The 15,073-nt window shown below is 71.0% G+C and carries 14 protein-coding genes; 7 read left to right on the top strand and 7 right to left on the bottom strand.

From position 1 onward, the window contains the following. Positions 1-3: 3 nt before the first annotated feature. Positions 4-465, bottom strand: a complete 462-nt coding sequence (locus ABH940_RS25410) for a hypothetical protein (RefSeq protein WP_370106246.1) — start codon at positions 463-465, stop codon at positions 4-6. A gap of 273 nt (positions 466-738) precedes the next feature. Next, the gene (locus ABH940_RS25405) at positions 739-1,344 is read right to left on the bottom strand and encodes a TetR/AcrR family transcriptional regulator (protein ID WP_370071290.1); all 606 of its coding nucleotides are present in this window, start codon (positions 1,342-1,344) and stop codon (positions 739-741) included. Between the two features lie 155 nt (positions 1,345-1,499). Here ABH940_RS25405 and ABH940_RS25400 point away from each other — a divergent pair, with 155 nt between their 5' ends. The 7 genes from ABH940_RS25400 (at position 1,500) to ABH940_RS25370 (ending at position 7,677) form a co-directional block, all read left to right on the top strand. After that, positions 1,500-2,420 carry a TauD/TfdA dioxygenase family protein gene (locus ABH940_RS25400; RefSeq protein ID WP_370071292.1) on the top strand — a complete coding sequence of 307 codons (921 nt, stop codon included), beginning with the start codon at positions 1,500-1,502 and terminating at the stop codon, positions 2,418-2,420. 104 nt (positions 2,421-2,524) lie between these two features. After that, on the top strand, positions 2,525-3,847 hold the full coding sequence (locus ABH940_RS25395; RefSeq protein ID WP_370071294.1) for an MFS transporter: 1,323 nt from the start codon (positions 2,525-2,527) through the stop codon (positions 3,845-3,847). A gap of 496 nt (positions 3,848-4,343) precedes the next feature. After that, entirely contained in the window at positions 4,344-4,793 is a 450-nt protein-coding gene (locus ABH940_RS25390; protein WP_370071296.1) for an LPXTG cell wall anchor domain-containing protein, read from the top strand. A 9-nt stretch (positions 4,794-4,802) separates the two neighbouring features. Next, complete coding sequence (locus tag ABH940_RS25385) at positions 4,803-5,453, top strand: class F sortase (RefSeq protein WP_370106245.1); 651 nt, start codon at positions 4,803-4,805, stop codon at positions 5,451-5,453. A gap of 93 nt (positions 5,454-5,546) precedes the next feature. Then, positions 5,547-6,038, top strand: a complete 492-nt coding sequence (locus ABH940_RS25380) for an RNA polymerase sigma factor (RefSeq protein WP_370071300.1) — start codon at positions 5,547-5,549, stop codon at positions 6,036-6,038. A gap of 705 nt (positions 6,039-6,743) precedes the next feature. Beyond that, positions 6,744-6,974: a hypothetical protein gene (locus ABH940_RS25375; RefSeq protein ID WP_370106244.1), complete on the top strand. Its 231-nt coding sequence runs from the start codon at positions 6,744-6,746 to the stop codon at positions 6,972-6,974. A gap of 88 nt (positions 6,975-7,062) precedes the next feature. After that, positions 7,063-7,677 carry a GNAT family N-acetyltransferase gene (locus ABH940_RS25370; RefSeq protein WP_370106243.1) on the top strand — a complete coding sequence of 205 codons (615 nt, stop codon included), beginning with the start codon at positions 7,063-7,065 and terminating at the stop codon, positions 7,675-7,677. 223 nt (positions 7,678-7,900) lie between these two features. Here ABH940_RS25370 and ABH940_RS25365 read toward each other — a convergent pair whose 3' ends face one another. The 5 genes from ABH940_RS25365 to ABH940_RS25345 form a co-directional block, all read right to left on the bottom strand. Further along, the gene (locus ABH940_RS25365; RefSeq protein ID WP_370106242.1) at positions 7,901-9,217 is read right to left on the bottom strand and encodes a TIM44-like domain-containing protein; all 1,317 of its coding nucleotides are present in this window, start codon (positions 9,215-9,217) and stop codon (positions 7,901-7,903) included. A 148-nt stretch (positions 9,218-9,365) separates the two neighbouring features. After that, a complete protein-coding gene (locus ABH940_RS25360) occupies positions 9,366-11,108 on the bottom strand; it encodes an ABC transporter ATP-binding protein (protein ID WP_370106241.1) in 1,743 nt (580 codons plus the stop codon). A 41-nt stretch (positions 11,109-11,149) separates the two neighbouring features. Then, complete coding sequence (locus ABH940_RS25355) at positions 11,150-12,139, bottom strand: ABC transporter permease (RefSeq protein WP_370106255.1); 990 nt, start codon at positions 12,137-12,139, stop codon at positions 11,150-11,152. A gap of 5 nt (positions 12,140-12,144) precedes the next feature. Beyond that, a complete protein-coding gene (locus ABH940_RS25350) occupies positions 12,145-13,167 on the bottom strand; it encodes an ABC transporter permease (protein ID WP_370071312.1) in 1,023 nt (340 codons plus the stop codon). A gap of 50 nt (positions 13,168-13,217) precedes the next feature. Further along, entirely contained in the window at positions 13,218-14,933 is a 1,716-nt protein-coding gene (locus ABH940_RS25345; protein WP_370106240.1) for an ABC transporter substrate-binding protein, read from the bottom strand. Positions 14,934-15,073: the final 140 nt, after the last annotated feature.

The raw sequence follows: 15,073 nt of genomic DNA, 5'->3' as shown, positions 1-15,073 counted from the left end.
GGCTCAGCTCCGGTGGTTCCACTCCGGCTCGACCTGAGCCCACTCGTCCTCCCAGGACCGCTCCACTCGCCGGTTCAGTGCCTGCCCGGCCCAGGCGTGTCCGCCGACCAGGAGCGTGGCGCACCCGGCGAACGCCGCCATCGCGTACGCCACGGCGGTTCCCGCGCTCTGGGCTGCCCCAGGCGGGGCCGCCTGCGGGACGTCGTTCCGGTCGACCCAGAGGACCACGTGGTCGCCCGGCCTCGTCGTGGCCGGAACCGGGTCCTGCACGACGTGCTTGCCGGAAGCGTCAGTCCAGTCGAGCGTCGCGATCCTCGCTCCGGCGCCGCCGGGCAAGGGTTGTGCCACGGCTTCCGCGGTGACCCGATGCAGTCGCTCGGCGTGCCGGACCACGGAAGCGCGGTCGGCGGCGTAGAAGTGGAGGCCCAGCAGGACGCACAGGGCGGCGGTGACGGCCAGGCTCACGACCAAGAGCGCCCGCAACCAGCCCCGGAGGAAGTCACTGCGGCGCCTCAGTGGATTCCGCGTACCGAGCCCGGGCCCCGGTGGGTGCGGCTCGAATGATGGCGTGGCCACCGCCTCCCTTCTCCTCCCGGAGAAGGCAACGGGGTCCGGATGGCCGAGGCTTCTCGAGTGAGGGGCTGCAGAACGTGGCCATTCCATGGTGTGCCGATCGGCCGACCTGCGCCTGCCGAGCAGTGTCGCGCGTCAGCGCCTCATGGGGCCCGGCGGCGCCTCCTACGGGTCCGAGGGTGCGACCGCACGGACGATGAGCTCGACCAGGTCGTCCACGAAACGTCCGTCGGGCAGCTCGCGTTCCGCCAGCAGCCGGTAGACCAGCGGCGCCGCCACGAGCGTGGCCGCAGACCGGATGTCGACGTCCGACCTCACTTCACCACGGACCAGTCCGCGCTCGAGAATGATCCGGGTCTCACTCGTCACGCGGTCTTCGTACGCGGTGTACGCCTCCCGGTCGAGGCTGCCCCTTCTGGCCGCGCCGATCAACTCGGTCAGCAGTCGGTCGGTTCCCGGCAGCCGGTAGGACGCCAATCGCGCGGTGAACACTTCGCGCAGCTCCGCCCGGAGATCTCCCTGGTCCGGCACCGAGAGCGGCCCGATGCGGCTCTCGGCAGCCGCGACGATCAGGGCCTGCTTGGACGGCCAGCGACGATAGATCGCGGGCTTGCTCACCCCGGCTCGCGCGGCCACCGCGTCCATGGTGACGGCCGCGACACCCTGCTCGGTTATCAGCTCGATCACGGCCTTCATGGCCGCGCTGGTGACACGTGCCTCCCGCGGACGCCCCGGCCCCCGCTCGACCCCCAGTGCCTGTGTGCCGACCATGGTCCGAGGATACGGGCCGACGCAGGGTGTCGGTCGTGAGCCCGGAGAATGATTACCACAGGTAACGAAATTAAGACCCGCAGACCCTTGCCGAGTGCGCGGCAGATATCGATACTTCCGGTAACGAATCAGTGGTCGCCCCTTGGAGGTACCCCATGGCCACGTCTGCCGCGCCCGCATCCGTCCTGGACAAGCCCCTGATCCACTTCGGGCGCCGGGTCCTGGACCGCACCGCCCCCGGAGCCCCGGCGGCCGAGTACCGGATCCTGGACATCTCCCCGCTCACCCCGCACATCGGTGCCGAGATCAGCGGTGTCGACCTCGCGCAGCCGATCGGTGAGGATCTCGCCGGCGAGCTGCGGCAGGCGCTGCTGGAGTGGAAGGTGATCTTCTTCCGCGGTCAGCGCGACTTCGGGCCGGAGCGCCACCTGGCGCTCGCCGGGGTCTGGGGCGAGCCGGAGGCGAACCCGTTCTTCCCGACGGGGGACACCCCGGGCGTCTCGCGGCTGGCCAAGGACGCGATGGCGGTCGGTAACGAGAACATCTGGCACAGCGACCACTCCTTCATGGCCGCGCCCGCCTTGGGTTCGGTCCTGCGTGCCGTCGAGGTGCCGGATGCCGGCGGCGACACCATGTGGGCGGACATGGGGGTCGCGTACGACAACCTCAGCGAGGAGATGAAGGCCCGGATCGAGGGGCTGACCGCGGAGCACGACTGGGTGCCGACCTGGGGTTCGTTCATGACGGAGGAGCAGATCGCCGGGCTCCGCAAGACCCTGCCGGCCGTGCAGCACCCGGTGGTCGTCCGCCACCCGCAGTCCGGACGGAGGGTGCTGTACGTCAACGAGCCCTTCACCACGCGGATCGGCGGCCTCTCCGACGCCGAGAGCCAGGACCTGCTCAACGAGCTCGTGCTGCAGGCCCGGATCCCCGAGTTCCAGGTGCGCTTCCACTGGCAGCCGGACTCCGTCGCCATCTGGGACAACATCGCGGTCCAGCACTACGCGATCAACGACTACTACCCGCAGCGCCGCGTCATGGAGCGCATCGCGATCGCCGGAGCCCCGCTGTCCTGAATCCGTGAGCACCGCAGCGGCCACCCCGCGCCCGGTCCGCGCCGTGGCGCGTCCGCTGTCGGCGTTGTCCGCGCCCCTGACCAGCACACTCTCGGAGGACTCCGGTGACAGCCGCCGACACACCCGCCAGAACGCTCCGCGCAGACCCGGCAACCGATCGGGGACCCGGCACCCGCGCCTGGGTCGTCACCGGCCTCCTCGTGCTCTTCATGATGGTGAACTTCGCGGACAAGTCCGTGTTCGGCCTCGCAGCCGACCAGATCCGCGCGGACATGGGGCTCTCCGCCACCCAGTTCGGGCTCGCCAACAGCGCCTTCTTCCTGCTGTTCTCGGTGGCTGCGGTCGCCGCGGGCCTGCTGTCGGACCGGGTGCGACCGAAGTGGCTGCTGCTGGGCATGGCCGTGCTCTGGTCACTCGCGCAGGTGCCCGCGGCTCTGGGCGGCGGTCTGGCCGTGCTGGTCGGCTCGCGGATCGTGCTCGGGGCCGCCGAGGGGCCCGCGTTCCCGGTCGCCCAGCAGACCGCGCTGTCCTTCTTCCCCAATCACCGCCGGAACCTGCCCGGGGCCCTGGTGACCCTGGGCATCACGCTCGGCGTGATCATCACCGCTCCTGGTCTGACCTGGGTCATCGGACACCACGGCTGGCGCGCCGCGCTGTGGGTGGTCGCGGCCGCCGGTGCGGTGTGGGCCGTGTTGTGGGCCGTGTTCGGCGGCCACGGGACGCACCGCGTCGGCACCCCGGACTCGCCGTGCGCCGAATCCGCCGAGCCTGCCGAGTCCGGCGGCTCCGCAGCGAGGCTCCCGTACCGTCGGATCTTCGGCAGCCGTACCTGGATCGGTACCACCGTCGCCTACTTCGCCACCTACTGGTGCGTGGCACTGATGCTCGTCTGGATGCCCTCCTACCTGAGCAACGGTCTCGGTCACTCCGCCGCCGTCTCCGGACAGCTCGTCGCTCTGCCGTGGCTCCTGGGAGCCTTCGCGCTCCTGGGCCAGGCGGCCCTCACCGGCTGGCTGATGCGACGCGGCGTCGGCAGCCGCTGGTCGCGTGGCGGGGTCGGCGGCGGCCTGCTGGCGCTCGGGGCCGCTGCCTGCCTGGCCCTTCCCCTGGCGCCCGGCGCCGGAGCGAAGACGGCGCTGCTGGTCGTCGGCTTCGGGCTGGGGGGATCCTTCGCGACCGTCGCGGTCACCACCGTCGCCGAACTTGTCCCGCCCGCCCGGCGCGGCGGTGCCCTGGGCACGATGAACGCCGTGGTCACCACCGCGGGTCTGATCGCCCCGGCCATTGTCGGAAAGCTCGTCGACAGCCAGGGGGCGACCGGCTACCAGACCGCCATCGTGGTCTCGGGCGTCCTCCTGCTGGTGGGCGCGCTCGCGGCCGTCACCCTGATCGACCCGGCCCGCGACGCCGCCCGCCTCGCCGCCTGACCCGCCCCCGCTCGACCACCCTTCTGCCCCAGGCGGCACCCCGCGGCTACCCACTGCCTGACGGCCACGGGCGAGGCGTCGCCGAGACCCTGGCCCCCGAGATCGCCCGTCAGCCGCATCGGCGCACGTTGCCTGACGGGAGCCGCTGATCGAGTGGCAGAGCCTTGTGCCCCTGCCTGCAACAGACTTGATGGAGCATCCATGGCTGACCTTGTTGGTGGCGGCACGTGGAGACGCGTCGACACGACCGACGAGGCGGAGTCCTCCACGACAACCGGCACTGCGCCTGCCGATCACTGTCCTTGAGCGGCAGCGTCGACCGCTCCGGATCGTCAGCGGCGCTGCGGTGTCCAACGTGGCAGCCGCGACGGCCCGTTAACTTTGCCAACTCTTTACAGCAGGAGCCGGTGCTGGTTCGTCTCTCCGCCCGATCAGGAACGCAGCACGGCCGACCCCTTGGACGGGGTCGATCGTGCCGATGAGAGGGAAGCTGTTCATGCGTACAAGTGTTGTCATCACTTCCGTGGCCCTGGCCTGCACCGTTGTGCTGGGTGGGGCGGGTTCCGCCCTGGCCGCGTCCGGCTCGGCGCCCGCCGCCGCGACGAGCGCCACGCCCACCGCCGCGCCGGGCGCCGCGACGAGCGCTACTCCCACTGCCGCGCCGAGCGCCGCGACGAGCGGCACTCCCAGTGCCGCGCCGAGCGCGTCGCCCTCGCAGGCGGGGGGTTCGGGTGGTGTGGGCGGCACGCCGACCGTCGCGCCCTCGCAGTCCGCCGCCAGCGGCCAGGTCGGTGCCGTGCCCAGCGGTGCGCCCGACACCGGGGTCGCACCGGTCGCGGGACAGGGTGCCGGGGACACCGCCGTGACCGAGGCGGCAGTCGCTGGAGCGGTGCTGGTCGGCGGGGCCGGCCTGCTGGTCTTGCGCCGCCGCAAGACCCGGGCCTGATCCGTGTCGGTGAAGTACGCAGGCGCGTGGCTGGCTGTGCTGAGCCTTGCGGTCGTGTCGCTGGCCTCCGGATGCGCCGCCGACTCGTCGTCCGCGGTCGGGGCCTCGACAGTCGCGAGCAGCCCTGCCGGTGCGCCGCTGCAGACGCCGGTCGGGACTCCAGGGGCTCCGGCCGACGGGACGTCTGCGCGCGCGCTGGCGCGCTCGGCGCCAGTGCGGCTGGAGATTCCCGTCATCGGGGTCGATACGCCTGTCATGCGACTGGGGCTTGATGCCGACGGGACCGTACAGGTGCCCCCGATCGAGGCGAACGCGCCGGCCGGCTGGTACCAGGGGTCGCCTACGCCGGGCCAGGTGGGTCCGTCGGTGATCCTGGCGCATGTGACGGTGGGTCAGTTCGGCAACGGAGTCTTCCTGCACCTGGCCAGACTCAGGAGCGGCGACCGTGTCACCGTGCGGCTCCAGGACGGTGCCTCGGCGGCCTTCACCGTGTACAAGGTGCAGACCGTCAGCAAGGCGCAGTTTCCGACGAGCGAGGTCTACGGGAACGTCGACCGCCCCGAACTGCGTCTGATCACCTGCGGCGGTCCCCGGGACAGCAGCGGACACGGCTACCTCGACAATGTGCTCGTCTTCGCGTCGCTGGACCCCGGACAGTGATCGGTCGCTAGCAACAGTCAGTCAGCCGGTGGGTGGGGTGCGCGGTGCCGCACGCCCCACCCACCGGACCCCCTCGCACAGCCCTGGAGAACGTTGAGCAGGTCCCAGGACGCCGCAGCGTCCGAGCTGTTCGCTGCCATCTACCCCGGCCTCGCCGGCTGGTGCCGCCATCTGACGGACGATGACGGGACCGCCCACGAGATCGCCGCGGAGGCGTTCACCCGCCTCTGGGCCCGCTGGACCAAGGTGGAAGAGCCGCGCGGTTTTCTCTATGTGACGGCAGCGAACCTGGTCCGCGACCACTGGCGGAAACTCGAACGCGAGCGGCGGGCCATGCGCCAGGCGTCCACCGAGGCCTTCGTCGGGGCGCAGGGCGAGCACGCCGACATGTCCGTGCGGCTGTTGGCGCAGTCGCTGCCGGAACGCCTGCGCACCCCGGTGCTGCTGTACTACTACGCCGATCTGCCGGTCCGGGAGATATCCGCGCTGACAGGGCGTAAGGAAGGAACCGTCAGGGCCGATCTGCACGCAGCCAGGGAACTGCTGCGTGCCAAGCTTGGAGGACATCTTGATCACGCGCGTTGAGGATCCGGAGGACGAGCGCGACAGTCAGCTGTCCGCGTTGCTGCAACCGGACCCGGTGCTGCTGATGCCGCCCCCCGGCACATTCGAGCAGATCCGGCGCGGTGCGACCTGGCGTAAGCGGTTGCGCGCCGTGGCCGGCGGAGGCGGTCTGGTGCTGGCCGCGGCCGCGGCCGTGGTGACACCGCTGTTGCTGAGCGGGACCTCGGCCCGGCAGATCCCGGCGGCCCCGATCGTGTCCCCCACGGCTTCTGGCCACGGCACACCTTCTCCATCACCGTCGGTTTCTCCTGCTCCGTCGGCGTCCCGATCAGCGGGGCCGTCGGCGACCCCGTCCCTCGCACCGTCCACCTCGCCCCCTGCGGGCAACGGGGGAAGCAGCGGCGTCGGCGGCACGAGTGCCGCTCACCAGACCGCGACGCCGAGTTCTGCCGTCAGCACCTCTCCGGCCGGACCGGCCACGATCCCCGCTCGGAGCCCAACCCCGAATCCCAGCCCCACACCGAGCGATACGCCGACCACCGCGCCCAGCGCATCCGCCGGTTCCGGCGGTCATTGAGCCGCCTCGGCGGCGTTGCCGCCGGGCGGGAGGGCAGGAGCGGTGTGCCCCGCAGTGCGGCCTGCGGTGGCCGCGCTGATCGAACTGCGCCATCCTCGACCGGAATCCGCGGACACCCCCGCGATGCGTCAACCGAAGGAGACAAGGCCGTGAGCCGACAGGAACCGAGCTTCGAACGGGACATCCGGCCCCTCTTTCGGGCGAAGGACATCGAAGCGATGTCGAAGGCTTTCGACCTGTCGTCCTACCAGGACGTACGTGCCAACGCCGAAAGGATCCACCAGGCGCTCGCGAAGGGTGTCATGCCCTGCGACGGCGCCTGGCCACCCGAGCGGACGCGAGAATTCCAGGCCTGGATGGAGGCCGGCTACCCCCGCTGACCGCCGACCCCGGCGCTACAGGCGGCCGGCCTGCTGCCCAGGCCATGACGGACCCCGCCTGGCAGGCGCGCTGAACTATCGTGGCGGGATGAGCGACCAAGCCCAGTCCTTGTCCGTACGGACGGCGCGCGCCGACGAGACGGATGCCGTCGTCGCCACGCTGACCACCGCTTTCTTCGAGGACCCGGTGTGGGGGCCGGCCTTCCCTGATCCCGGGCGGCGGGCGACGCAGGCGGGTGCACTGTGGCGGCTTATGGCCACCTCCGCGCTGCGCTACCCGTGGCTTCTGGTCAGCGAACAGGTGGAGGCCGCCGCGGTGTGGATCCCGCCGGGCGGCACAGAGCTCACCGAGCAGGAGGAGCACGGTTTCGCTGACTTCCTGCTCGAGATCACCGACAGGGAGACGGCCGCGGTGATCTTGGGGGTTCTGGAGCCGATGGCGGCGGCCCGCCCGCGCGAGCCGCACTTCTACCTGAGTCTGCTCGGCACCCACGACGCCCACCGCGGCAAGGGGCTGGGCATGGCACTGCTCCGCGAGAGCCTGGCTCGGATCGACGAGCTGAACATGCCCGCCTACCTGGAATCCAGCAACCCCGCGGCCAACGACAAGCGCTACGCCGCCGTCGGCTTCGTCCCGAACGGCGAGCTGAGGATGCCGAACGGCCATGTCGTCACCACGATGTGGCGCCCGGCCCGCGGCTGACCCTCCGTAACCGTCCGCGGGACTGCCGCCCGCGCCGCGAGATCTCCCCGTGGCGCTGTCGGCGCATCGCGCACTCCTTGGACCGGAAAACCTCTGGTCGGGGGTGGCGACACCCTCCAGACGGAGGTGCTCCGGGTGCCGGCAGGTCCGACAGAATCGGCGGCTGGATCACTCGCGTGAGCGATGGAGTGTCCCGGCCGTGGGGGGACGGCCGGGACCTCGATCAGGCCACGTCGGCGGCGATCACTGTCCACGCTTTGGTCGACGTGTCGTCCAGCCGCAGATCGAACGAGAAGGTGATCGGCCCGCGCTTGCGTGCGTCACCGCGGAGCACCTGCTCGCTTCGGCGGTCGACCTCGTAGTAGACGCCCTCTGCGTCGACCGCGACACGGAACACGATGGGGTTGCGCGAGACCAGCGAGCGCACCTTGACCGACGTGATGAGAGCGTCACGCATGACGGTTCGATTGACCGTGCGAACGGACGTGAAGTCGAGGCTGCCGTCGTTCATGACCCACTCCTCGAGGAACCGCTCGACGGCGACCTCGAGAACCGACTTGTCGAACCGGCCGTCGAGCACGCTCAGATCGCCGACGGCGGCGTCGGCATCCGTGCTCCACGAAATACTGGTCAGCGACAGGATGTCGCTTACACCCTTGACCGCGGTCTTCCCGGCCACCTCGAGCACCGCTTCCCGAGCGACCTCCTTCTGATCCCAGCCGTCCGTCTCGATGGCGCTGGTCAGGTGGTGTGCACCCTCGGCCGCCTGCTCCACCGACGACACGATCCACTCCCCGGCGCTGCTCTTGCGCAGCGTCCAGTACTCGACCGGGCGCGTCGAGCCGTCCTTGCGCACGTCGTCCGCGCCGTAGTTGCGGCGGACGTAGTCGTTGAGCGTCGCGGTGATCCGGAAGGTGACGGTGTCGTTCACCTCACCTGCACGGTTCGCGACATCGACCAACTCGACCACCGGGCCGGAGAGGACCTCCACGACGTTGACCTCGCCACGTGACGCGTAATCGCGCAGCTCGTCAGCCCACTTGCCGTAGAGCACCGGGGACAGGATCTGCTGCAGGGTGGCGTGATCGCGTTCCGTCCAGGCCCGTTGGGCAGTCACGTACAACCAGACAGCGCGGCGCTCCAGCGCACCGCGGTCGAAGGTCGCATCCGTGTCGGCGAGCGCATCGACCCGGGCCCCGACCTGGGCGGCGCGGTCGCGCGCCTGTGCGTCCGCGCGGTGCGCCGTGCGGTCCGACACCGTGTTCAGACCGGCTGCCTGCCCCGCCTTCCGGCGCTGGGACCTGAGCCACAAGATCAGGAGGACCACAGCCACGATCAACAGCAAGGGGAAGATCCCACCGCCGCCGACTCCAAGGCCGACTCCGAAGCCGCCGCCGAAACCGTGGCCGAAGCCGCCGCTGGTCGACCCGTGGAAGCCACCACCATGGCTGCTCCCGCCCCCGCCGAACCCGTGACTACCGCTGCCACCACGGGCATACGCGACCGTCGGGCTGCTCAGCGCGACGACTCCAGCGACCACACATATCCACCGACGGGCGCGCACCGGGCCCTCCCCCAGGAATCAGATCAGAGATGTTCCACGCCACCCTACAAGCCAGGTCACCTGGGAAGCTTCGAGGACAACGACCGTCGTCATCACGATGTGGTGCCCGGCGCGCGGCCGGCGCTCAGCCGGTGGCTTCGAGGGCGGGCACCGCCCGGGCCGCGCGCCGTTCGGCGGACAGCGCGGGGTCCAGGACCGGGACCGCCTCCAGGAGCCTGCGGGTGTAGGCGTGCTGTGGTGCGGTGAAGACCCGCTCGGCAGGTCCCGACTCCACGACCTGCCCTCGGCGCATCACCGCGACCCGGTCGCTGACCTGGCGCACCACCGCGAGGTCGTGGGCGATGAAGACCAGCGAGAGCCCCAACTCCCGTTGCAGGCGGCCGAGCAGCTCCACCACCTGGGCCTGCGTGGTGACGTCCAGTGCGGAGACCGGCTCGTCGCAGACCAGCAGGCGCGGGCGCGGGGCCAACGCCCGGGCGATGCCGACCCGCTGGCGCTGGCCGCCGGAGAACTCGTGCGGATACCGGTTGTACCAGTCGGGGTTGAGACCGACCAGGTCGAGCAGCTCGCGGACCCGCCCGGCGATCGCCCGGTCGTCGCGCTCTCCCGCCGCGCGCAGCGGGTCGGCGATGGACTCGCCGATCGAGCGGCGCGGGTTGAGCGAGGAGACCGGGTCCTGGAAGACCATCTGCAGTTCGCCGCGCACCGGCCGCAGTTCGCGCTCGCTCGCCCGTCCGATCTCGCGGCCGTCATAGACCAGCCGTCCGCCGCTGGGGTCCAGCAGCCGTACCAGCATCCGGCCCAGGGTGGTCTTGCCGCTGCCGGACTCGCCGACCACGCCGAGGGTCTCGCCCTGACGCACTGTCAGCGAGACGCCGTCGACGGCGTTCACGGTCGGCGCGCCACGGCGGCGGAACTCCTTGCGCAGGTCGACGGCCTCTAGCAGGACGGGACGGTCGTCGCCCGGCTCGTCCCGCTCGTCCAGCCCGCCCGTTTCGTCCGGCTGGTCCGTCCCGCGAAACTCGACGGCCTCGCGGCGCGCCGTCTCGACCCGTGGCACCGCGTCCAGCAGCTCGCGGGTGTACTCCTCGCGCGGGGAGCCCAGCACCTCGGCCACCGGGCCGAGTTCGACCGCACGGCCGTCCCGCATCACCAGGACCCGGTCCACGCTGTCGGCCACCACGCCCAGGTCGTGGGTGACGAGCAGCAGCCCGGCCCCGGTCTCGGCGCGCAGCTCGTGCAGCAGGTCGAGGATCTGGGCCTGGACGGTGACGTCCAGCGCGGTGGTCGGCTCGTCCGCGACGATCAGACGGGGTTCGCAGGCCAAGGCCATGGCGAGGAGGGCGCGTTGGCGCATTCCGCCGCTGAACTCGTGCGGGCGGGAGCGGGCGCGGCGGGCCGCGTCGGGGATGCCCACCCGGTCGAGCACCTCGACGGCGCGCTGCCGCGCAGCCCGGCGGGAGACGCGGTTGTGCACCCGGTACACCTCGGCGATCTGGTCGCCGACGGAGTAGTAGGGGTCGAGCGAGGAGAGCGGGTCTTGGAAGACCATGGCGGCCAAACCGCCACGCAGCCGCCGCAGTTCGGCCTCGGGTGCGCCGAGCGGGTCGACTCCCGCGACGCGCACGCTGCCGCCGGTCGCCGCGCCGGTGCCGCGATGCAGCCCGAGCAGCGCGTAGGCCGCCGTCGACTTGCCCGAGCCGGACTCGCCGACGATGCCGAGCGCGGCGCCCGGCGCCAGGTCGAAGGAGAGTCCGTCCACCGCGCGCACGGTGCCGCCGCCGTCCACCGGGAAGTCCACGGTGAGGTCGCGGACCTCCACCAGCTGCTCGGTCGCCAACGGCTCGGTCGCCGGCTGATCGGTCATGAGCTCTCCAGTCCTGAGCTCTTCAGTCCTGAGCTTTTCGGTCACGACAGCACCACCCGTCGGTCGGCCGTCGCGTACAGGAGGTCGGCGACGGCGTTGGCCAGTACCACGCAGAACCCGGTGACCAGCACCAGGCCCACCACCACCGGCAGGTCCACGATCGCCACCGAGGAGACCAGCAGCTTGCCCAGCCCCGGCAGGCCGAAGAGCGACTCGGTCAGCACCGCGGAGCCGAACATGGTGCCCAGGTCGAGCGCGCTGAGCGCGATCACCGGGGTGAGCGCCCCGCGCAGGGCGTGCCGGGTGACCAGTCGGCGCTCGGCGACACCGTAGGCGCGGAAGGTGCGGATGTGGTCCTCGGCCAGGGTCTCCAGCATTGAGGAGCGGGTCAGCCGGGCGTACTTGGCGGACTCGATCAACGCCAGCGAGACCCAGGGCAGCAGCAGTCCCCAGAACCACTGCTGCGGATCCTGGGTGAGCCCGACATAGCTCGGGAAGGGCAGCCACTGCAGATAGGCGCAGAAGAGCAGCAGGAGCAGCAGTCCGATGACGAAGACCGGGGTGGCATTGCCGGCCAGGGTGAGCGCGGTCAGCGCCCGCTCGGTCAGCCGGCCCCGGCGCAGCACGGACAGCAGTCCGGAGGCGACGCCCAGCAGCAGCCAGAGCACCATGGCGCCGAAGGCGAGCGAGGCGGTCACCGGCAGCCTGTCCCACAGCATGGTGGTGACCTGCTCGCCGGTCTTGTAGGAGATCCCCAGGCACGGCGCGTCGCAGTGCACCGAGGCCGAACCGGCCCCGAAGTCCCGTCCGGCGAAGATGCCTTGAACGAAGTGCCCGTACTGCGCCCACACCGGGGCGTCGAGCCCCAGCTGGTCGCGCACCTGCGCCACCTGCGCCGGGCTGCACCTGGGGCCGCAGGCCAGCTGCGCCGGGTCGGCGGGCACCAGGTAGAACGCCGCGTAGACGGCGACGGACAGCACCAGCAGCACGGCGACCATGCCGAGCAGCCGGCGCAGCACGAATCGGCTCAGCCCGTTCATGCGGCGGCCTCCCCGGTCTGGGACGTCTGGGACGCCTGGGACGTCTGGGACTTCTGCCGCCGCTTGCCGCGGCGTGGCCGCTCGACGCCCACCCGCAACCGCGAGGCGGCCCGCGGGTCGAGCGCGGTGCGGACGGCGTCGCCGACCACCGTGAAGGAGAGGGTGGTGACGAACAACAGCGCGGCGGGCAGCAGGACGTACATCGGATCGGACTGGAACCAGGTGGTCGCCGAGGAGAGCATCTGGCCCCAGGAGGAGGTGGGCGGCTTGACGCCGACGCCGAGGAAGGACAGACCTGCCTCGCTCACCACGTTGGACGGCAGCAACAGCGCGGCGTACGTGATCACCGGCGCGGCCAGCGGGGGCAGCAGCTCGCGCCGGGCGATCCGCCAGGTGCCGGAGCCGCCCAGCCGGGCGGCGGCGACGTAGTCGAGCTCCTTGAGCGTGAGGGTCTGCGCGCGGACCACCCGTGCCGTTCCGCCCCAGCCGAGCAGGCCGATGACCAGCATCAGCAGCAGCGGCCGGGGGAAGGAGGAGGGGACCACGGCCATCAGCGCGATGGCGAACACCAGCGAGGGCAGCGCCAGCACGATGTCGCTGAGGTTGCCGATCACCTGGTCCGCGAGCCGGTTACCGAGCCCGGCGGCCAGCCCCGCAGCCATCCCGACCACCACCTGGACGAAGGTCGAACCGACCGCCACCAACAGCGAGATCTGGGCGCCGTAGACCAGCCGGGCGAACAGGTCCCGCCCGGTGCCGGGCTCGACTCCGAGCCAGTGGGTGGAGTCGATCCCTCCGAGCGATCCCGTGGGCACGCCGCCGAGCGCCGAGTTCAGCAGCCCGTCGTGATACGTCGTCGGGTCCTGTCCCTCGATCGCGGACAACAACGGCGCGGCCACCGCGACGACGACCAGCAGGGCCAGCACCACGAGCCCGGCCATCGCGGCCCGGCTGGAGCGCAGCCGCCGCCACACCAGCACCCCGGCGGACTCCACCCGGGGGTATTCCTCAATGCTCATGACGGATCGCCAGTTCCCCTACTGCTGCTTCCCCTGCTGCTTCCTTGCTGCTACTTCACCGCGACGTCGGAGACGTCGAGGCGGCCGTCCCAGTCATTGATCACGACATTGCGGATGTCCGTGCCGTACAGCCGCTCGTAGACCGGGTGCAGCAGCGGGACGGTGTAGGCGTCCTGGCCGAGCTTCTTGTCCAGCGCGCCCCAAGCCTGGGCGGCCTGGGCGTGGTCGGTGATCGCGTTGATCCGGTCGATCTCGGCGTTCACCGCGGGGTCGTTCAGCTGCGCGTTGTTGAAGTTGGCGCCGTCGGTGACGATCTGCCGTCCGTCGAAGACCGGCGCCAGGAACGGGCCACCGCTGGGCCAGTCGGCTCCCCAGCTGGCCAGGTACATCCCGGGCTCGGTGTTCACCGAGTTCACCAGCGAGGAGTAGTCGCTGTCCTGGACCGGGTTGAGCTTGACGGTGATCCCGGCGGACTTCAGTCCGGCCTGCACCGCCGTGGCGATCGCCGGTCCGGTGTAGCTGCCGTCCGAGGCGTCGTGGGTCAGCGTGACAGTGATCCCGTTCGGGTAACCCGCCTGCGCCAGCAGCTGCTTGGCCTGGGCGGCGTTGCCGCTCGCGCCCGCCGGGAACCAGTCGTACGGCGTGTAGCCGAAGGCCGCCTGGTTCGGCAGGAAGGTGGTGGCGGCGGTGGCCAGCGCGGAACCGCCCGCCGCGTCCACGACCGCGGTGCGGTTGATCGCGTAGGAGATCGCCTCGCGCACCTTCGGGTTGTCGAAGGGCTTCACCTTTGGGTTGAAGGCGATGTAGTAGGTCTCGCCGAAGTGCCCCGTGCCGACCCGGGAGGCGAGGCCCTTGTTGCCGGCGATCTGCGCCAGCTCCGAGGGGCCGAGGTTGGTGTCCGTGGTCACGGCCGCGGCGTCCGAGCCCGAACTGGTGGACAGCCGCTGGTTGATCACCGCGGGGTCCAGGCCCGAGTCGTAGTCGATGACGTCCGGGTAGGCCTTGCGCTGGCTGTCGGTGGCGGCGCTCCAGTACGGGTTGCGCTTGAACGCCATGGTGGTGCCGTTGTTCTGGTTCTCCGTCACCTCGTAGGGACCGGAGGAGATCGGGTGCTTGTAGTAGTTCGCCCCGGTGTCCTTGGCCTGCGGTACCGGCGAGAACTGCGTCATCGTTGCCAGGTAGGGGAAGTCGCCCTCGGGCTTGGTGAGGTGGAAGACGATCGTGGCGGCGTCGGGCGTCGCGATCGAGGCCAGGCCCTGCTTGTTCTGGTACGGACCCTGATAGCTGGCACCGCCCACCAGCCAGTCCCGCAGGTACGAGGGGCCGCCGGAGAGTTCGGGGGCGAAGCTGCGCTCGATGCCGTACTTGATGTCGGCAGCGGCGATCGGTGTACCGTCCTCGAACTTCAGCCCCGGCTTGAGGTGGTACGTCCACACCGTGGCGTTGTCGGAGGGCTCGCCGGTGTCGGTGGCCAGGTCCGGGACGACCTTCGTGCCGGCGGCGCCGCTGACGTGGGCGCGGGTGGTCAGGGTGCGGAAGACCAGCCCGGGCACGTCCCCGCCGCCGGTGGTGTAGAGCCGCGCCGGGTCGAAGTCGGTCTGCGGGTTCTCGTCGAGGACGGTGAGAGTACCGCCCTGGTGCGCGGTCGCGTCGGCGCTGGAGCCGGTCGCCTTCGGGCCGCAGGCCGCCACCGTCACCAGGATCGCGGAGACCAGCGCGACGGAGGAGGCGGCGCGCAGGCCGCCCGGTATATGAGAGCGCGACATGACTGTTGGGGTGCCTTTCACTTCACTGCGACGAGTACGGAGGCCGGTGTGCGGCCCCGGAGGAAGACTGGGAGAGGACTGGGAGAAGACGGAGCAGGACCAGAGTCGAACCGGGCAGCCTGGGGCGCCCGGTTCAGCCG

Source organism: Streptacidiphilus sp. BW17 (assembly GCF_041262485.1).
GTDB lineage: Bacteria > Actinomycetota > Actinomycetes > Streptomycetales > Streptomycetaceae > Streptacidiphilus.
This window is presented reverse-complemented; position numbering and strand designations above follow the sequence as displayed.

What these genes read in the sequence shown, in the direction of transcription:
- ABH940_RS25405 (WP_370071290.1), bottom strand. Translation starts at nt 1,344, where the DNA reads ATGGTCGGCACACAGGCACTGGGGGTCGAGCGGGGGCCGGGGCGTCCG.
- ABH940_RS25400 (WP_370071292.1), top strand. Translation starts at nt 1,500, where the DNA reads ATGGCCACGTCTGCCGCGCCCGCATCCGTCCTGGACAAGCCCCTGATC.
- ABH940_RS25390 (WP_370071296.1), top strand. Translation starts at nt 4,344, where the DNA reads ATGCGTACAAGTGTTGTCATCACTTCCGTGGCCCTGGCCTGCACCGTT.
- ABH940_RS25370 (WP_370106243.1), top strand. Translation starts at nt 7,063, where the DNA reads ATGAGCGACCAAGCCCAGTCCTTGTCCGTACGGACGGCGCGCGCCGAC.
- ABH940_RS25360 (WP_370106241.1), bottom strand. Translation starts at nt 11,108, where the DNA reads ATGACCGATCAGCCGGCGACCGAGCCGTTGGCGACCGAGCAGCTGGTG.
- ABH940_RS25350 (WP_370071312.1), bottom strand. Translation starts at nt 13,167, where the DNA reads ATGAGCATTGAGGAATACCCCCGGGTGGAGTCCGCCGGGGTGCTGGTG.
- ABH940_RS25345 (WP_370106240.1), bottom strand. Translation starts at nt 14,933, where the DNA reads ATGTCGCGCTCTCATATACCGGGCGGCCTGCGCGCCGCCTCCTCCGTC.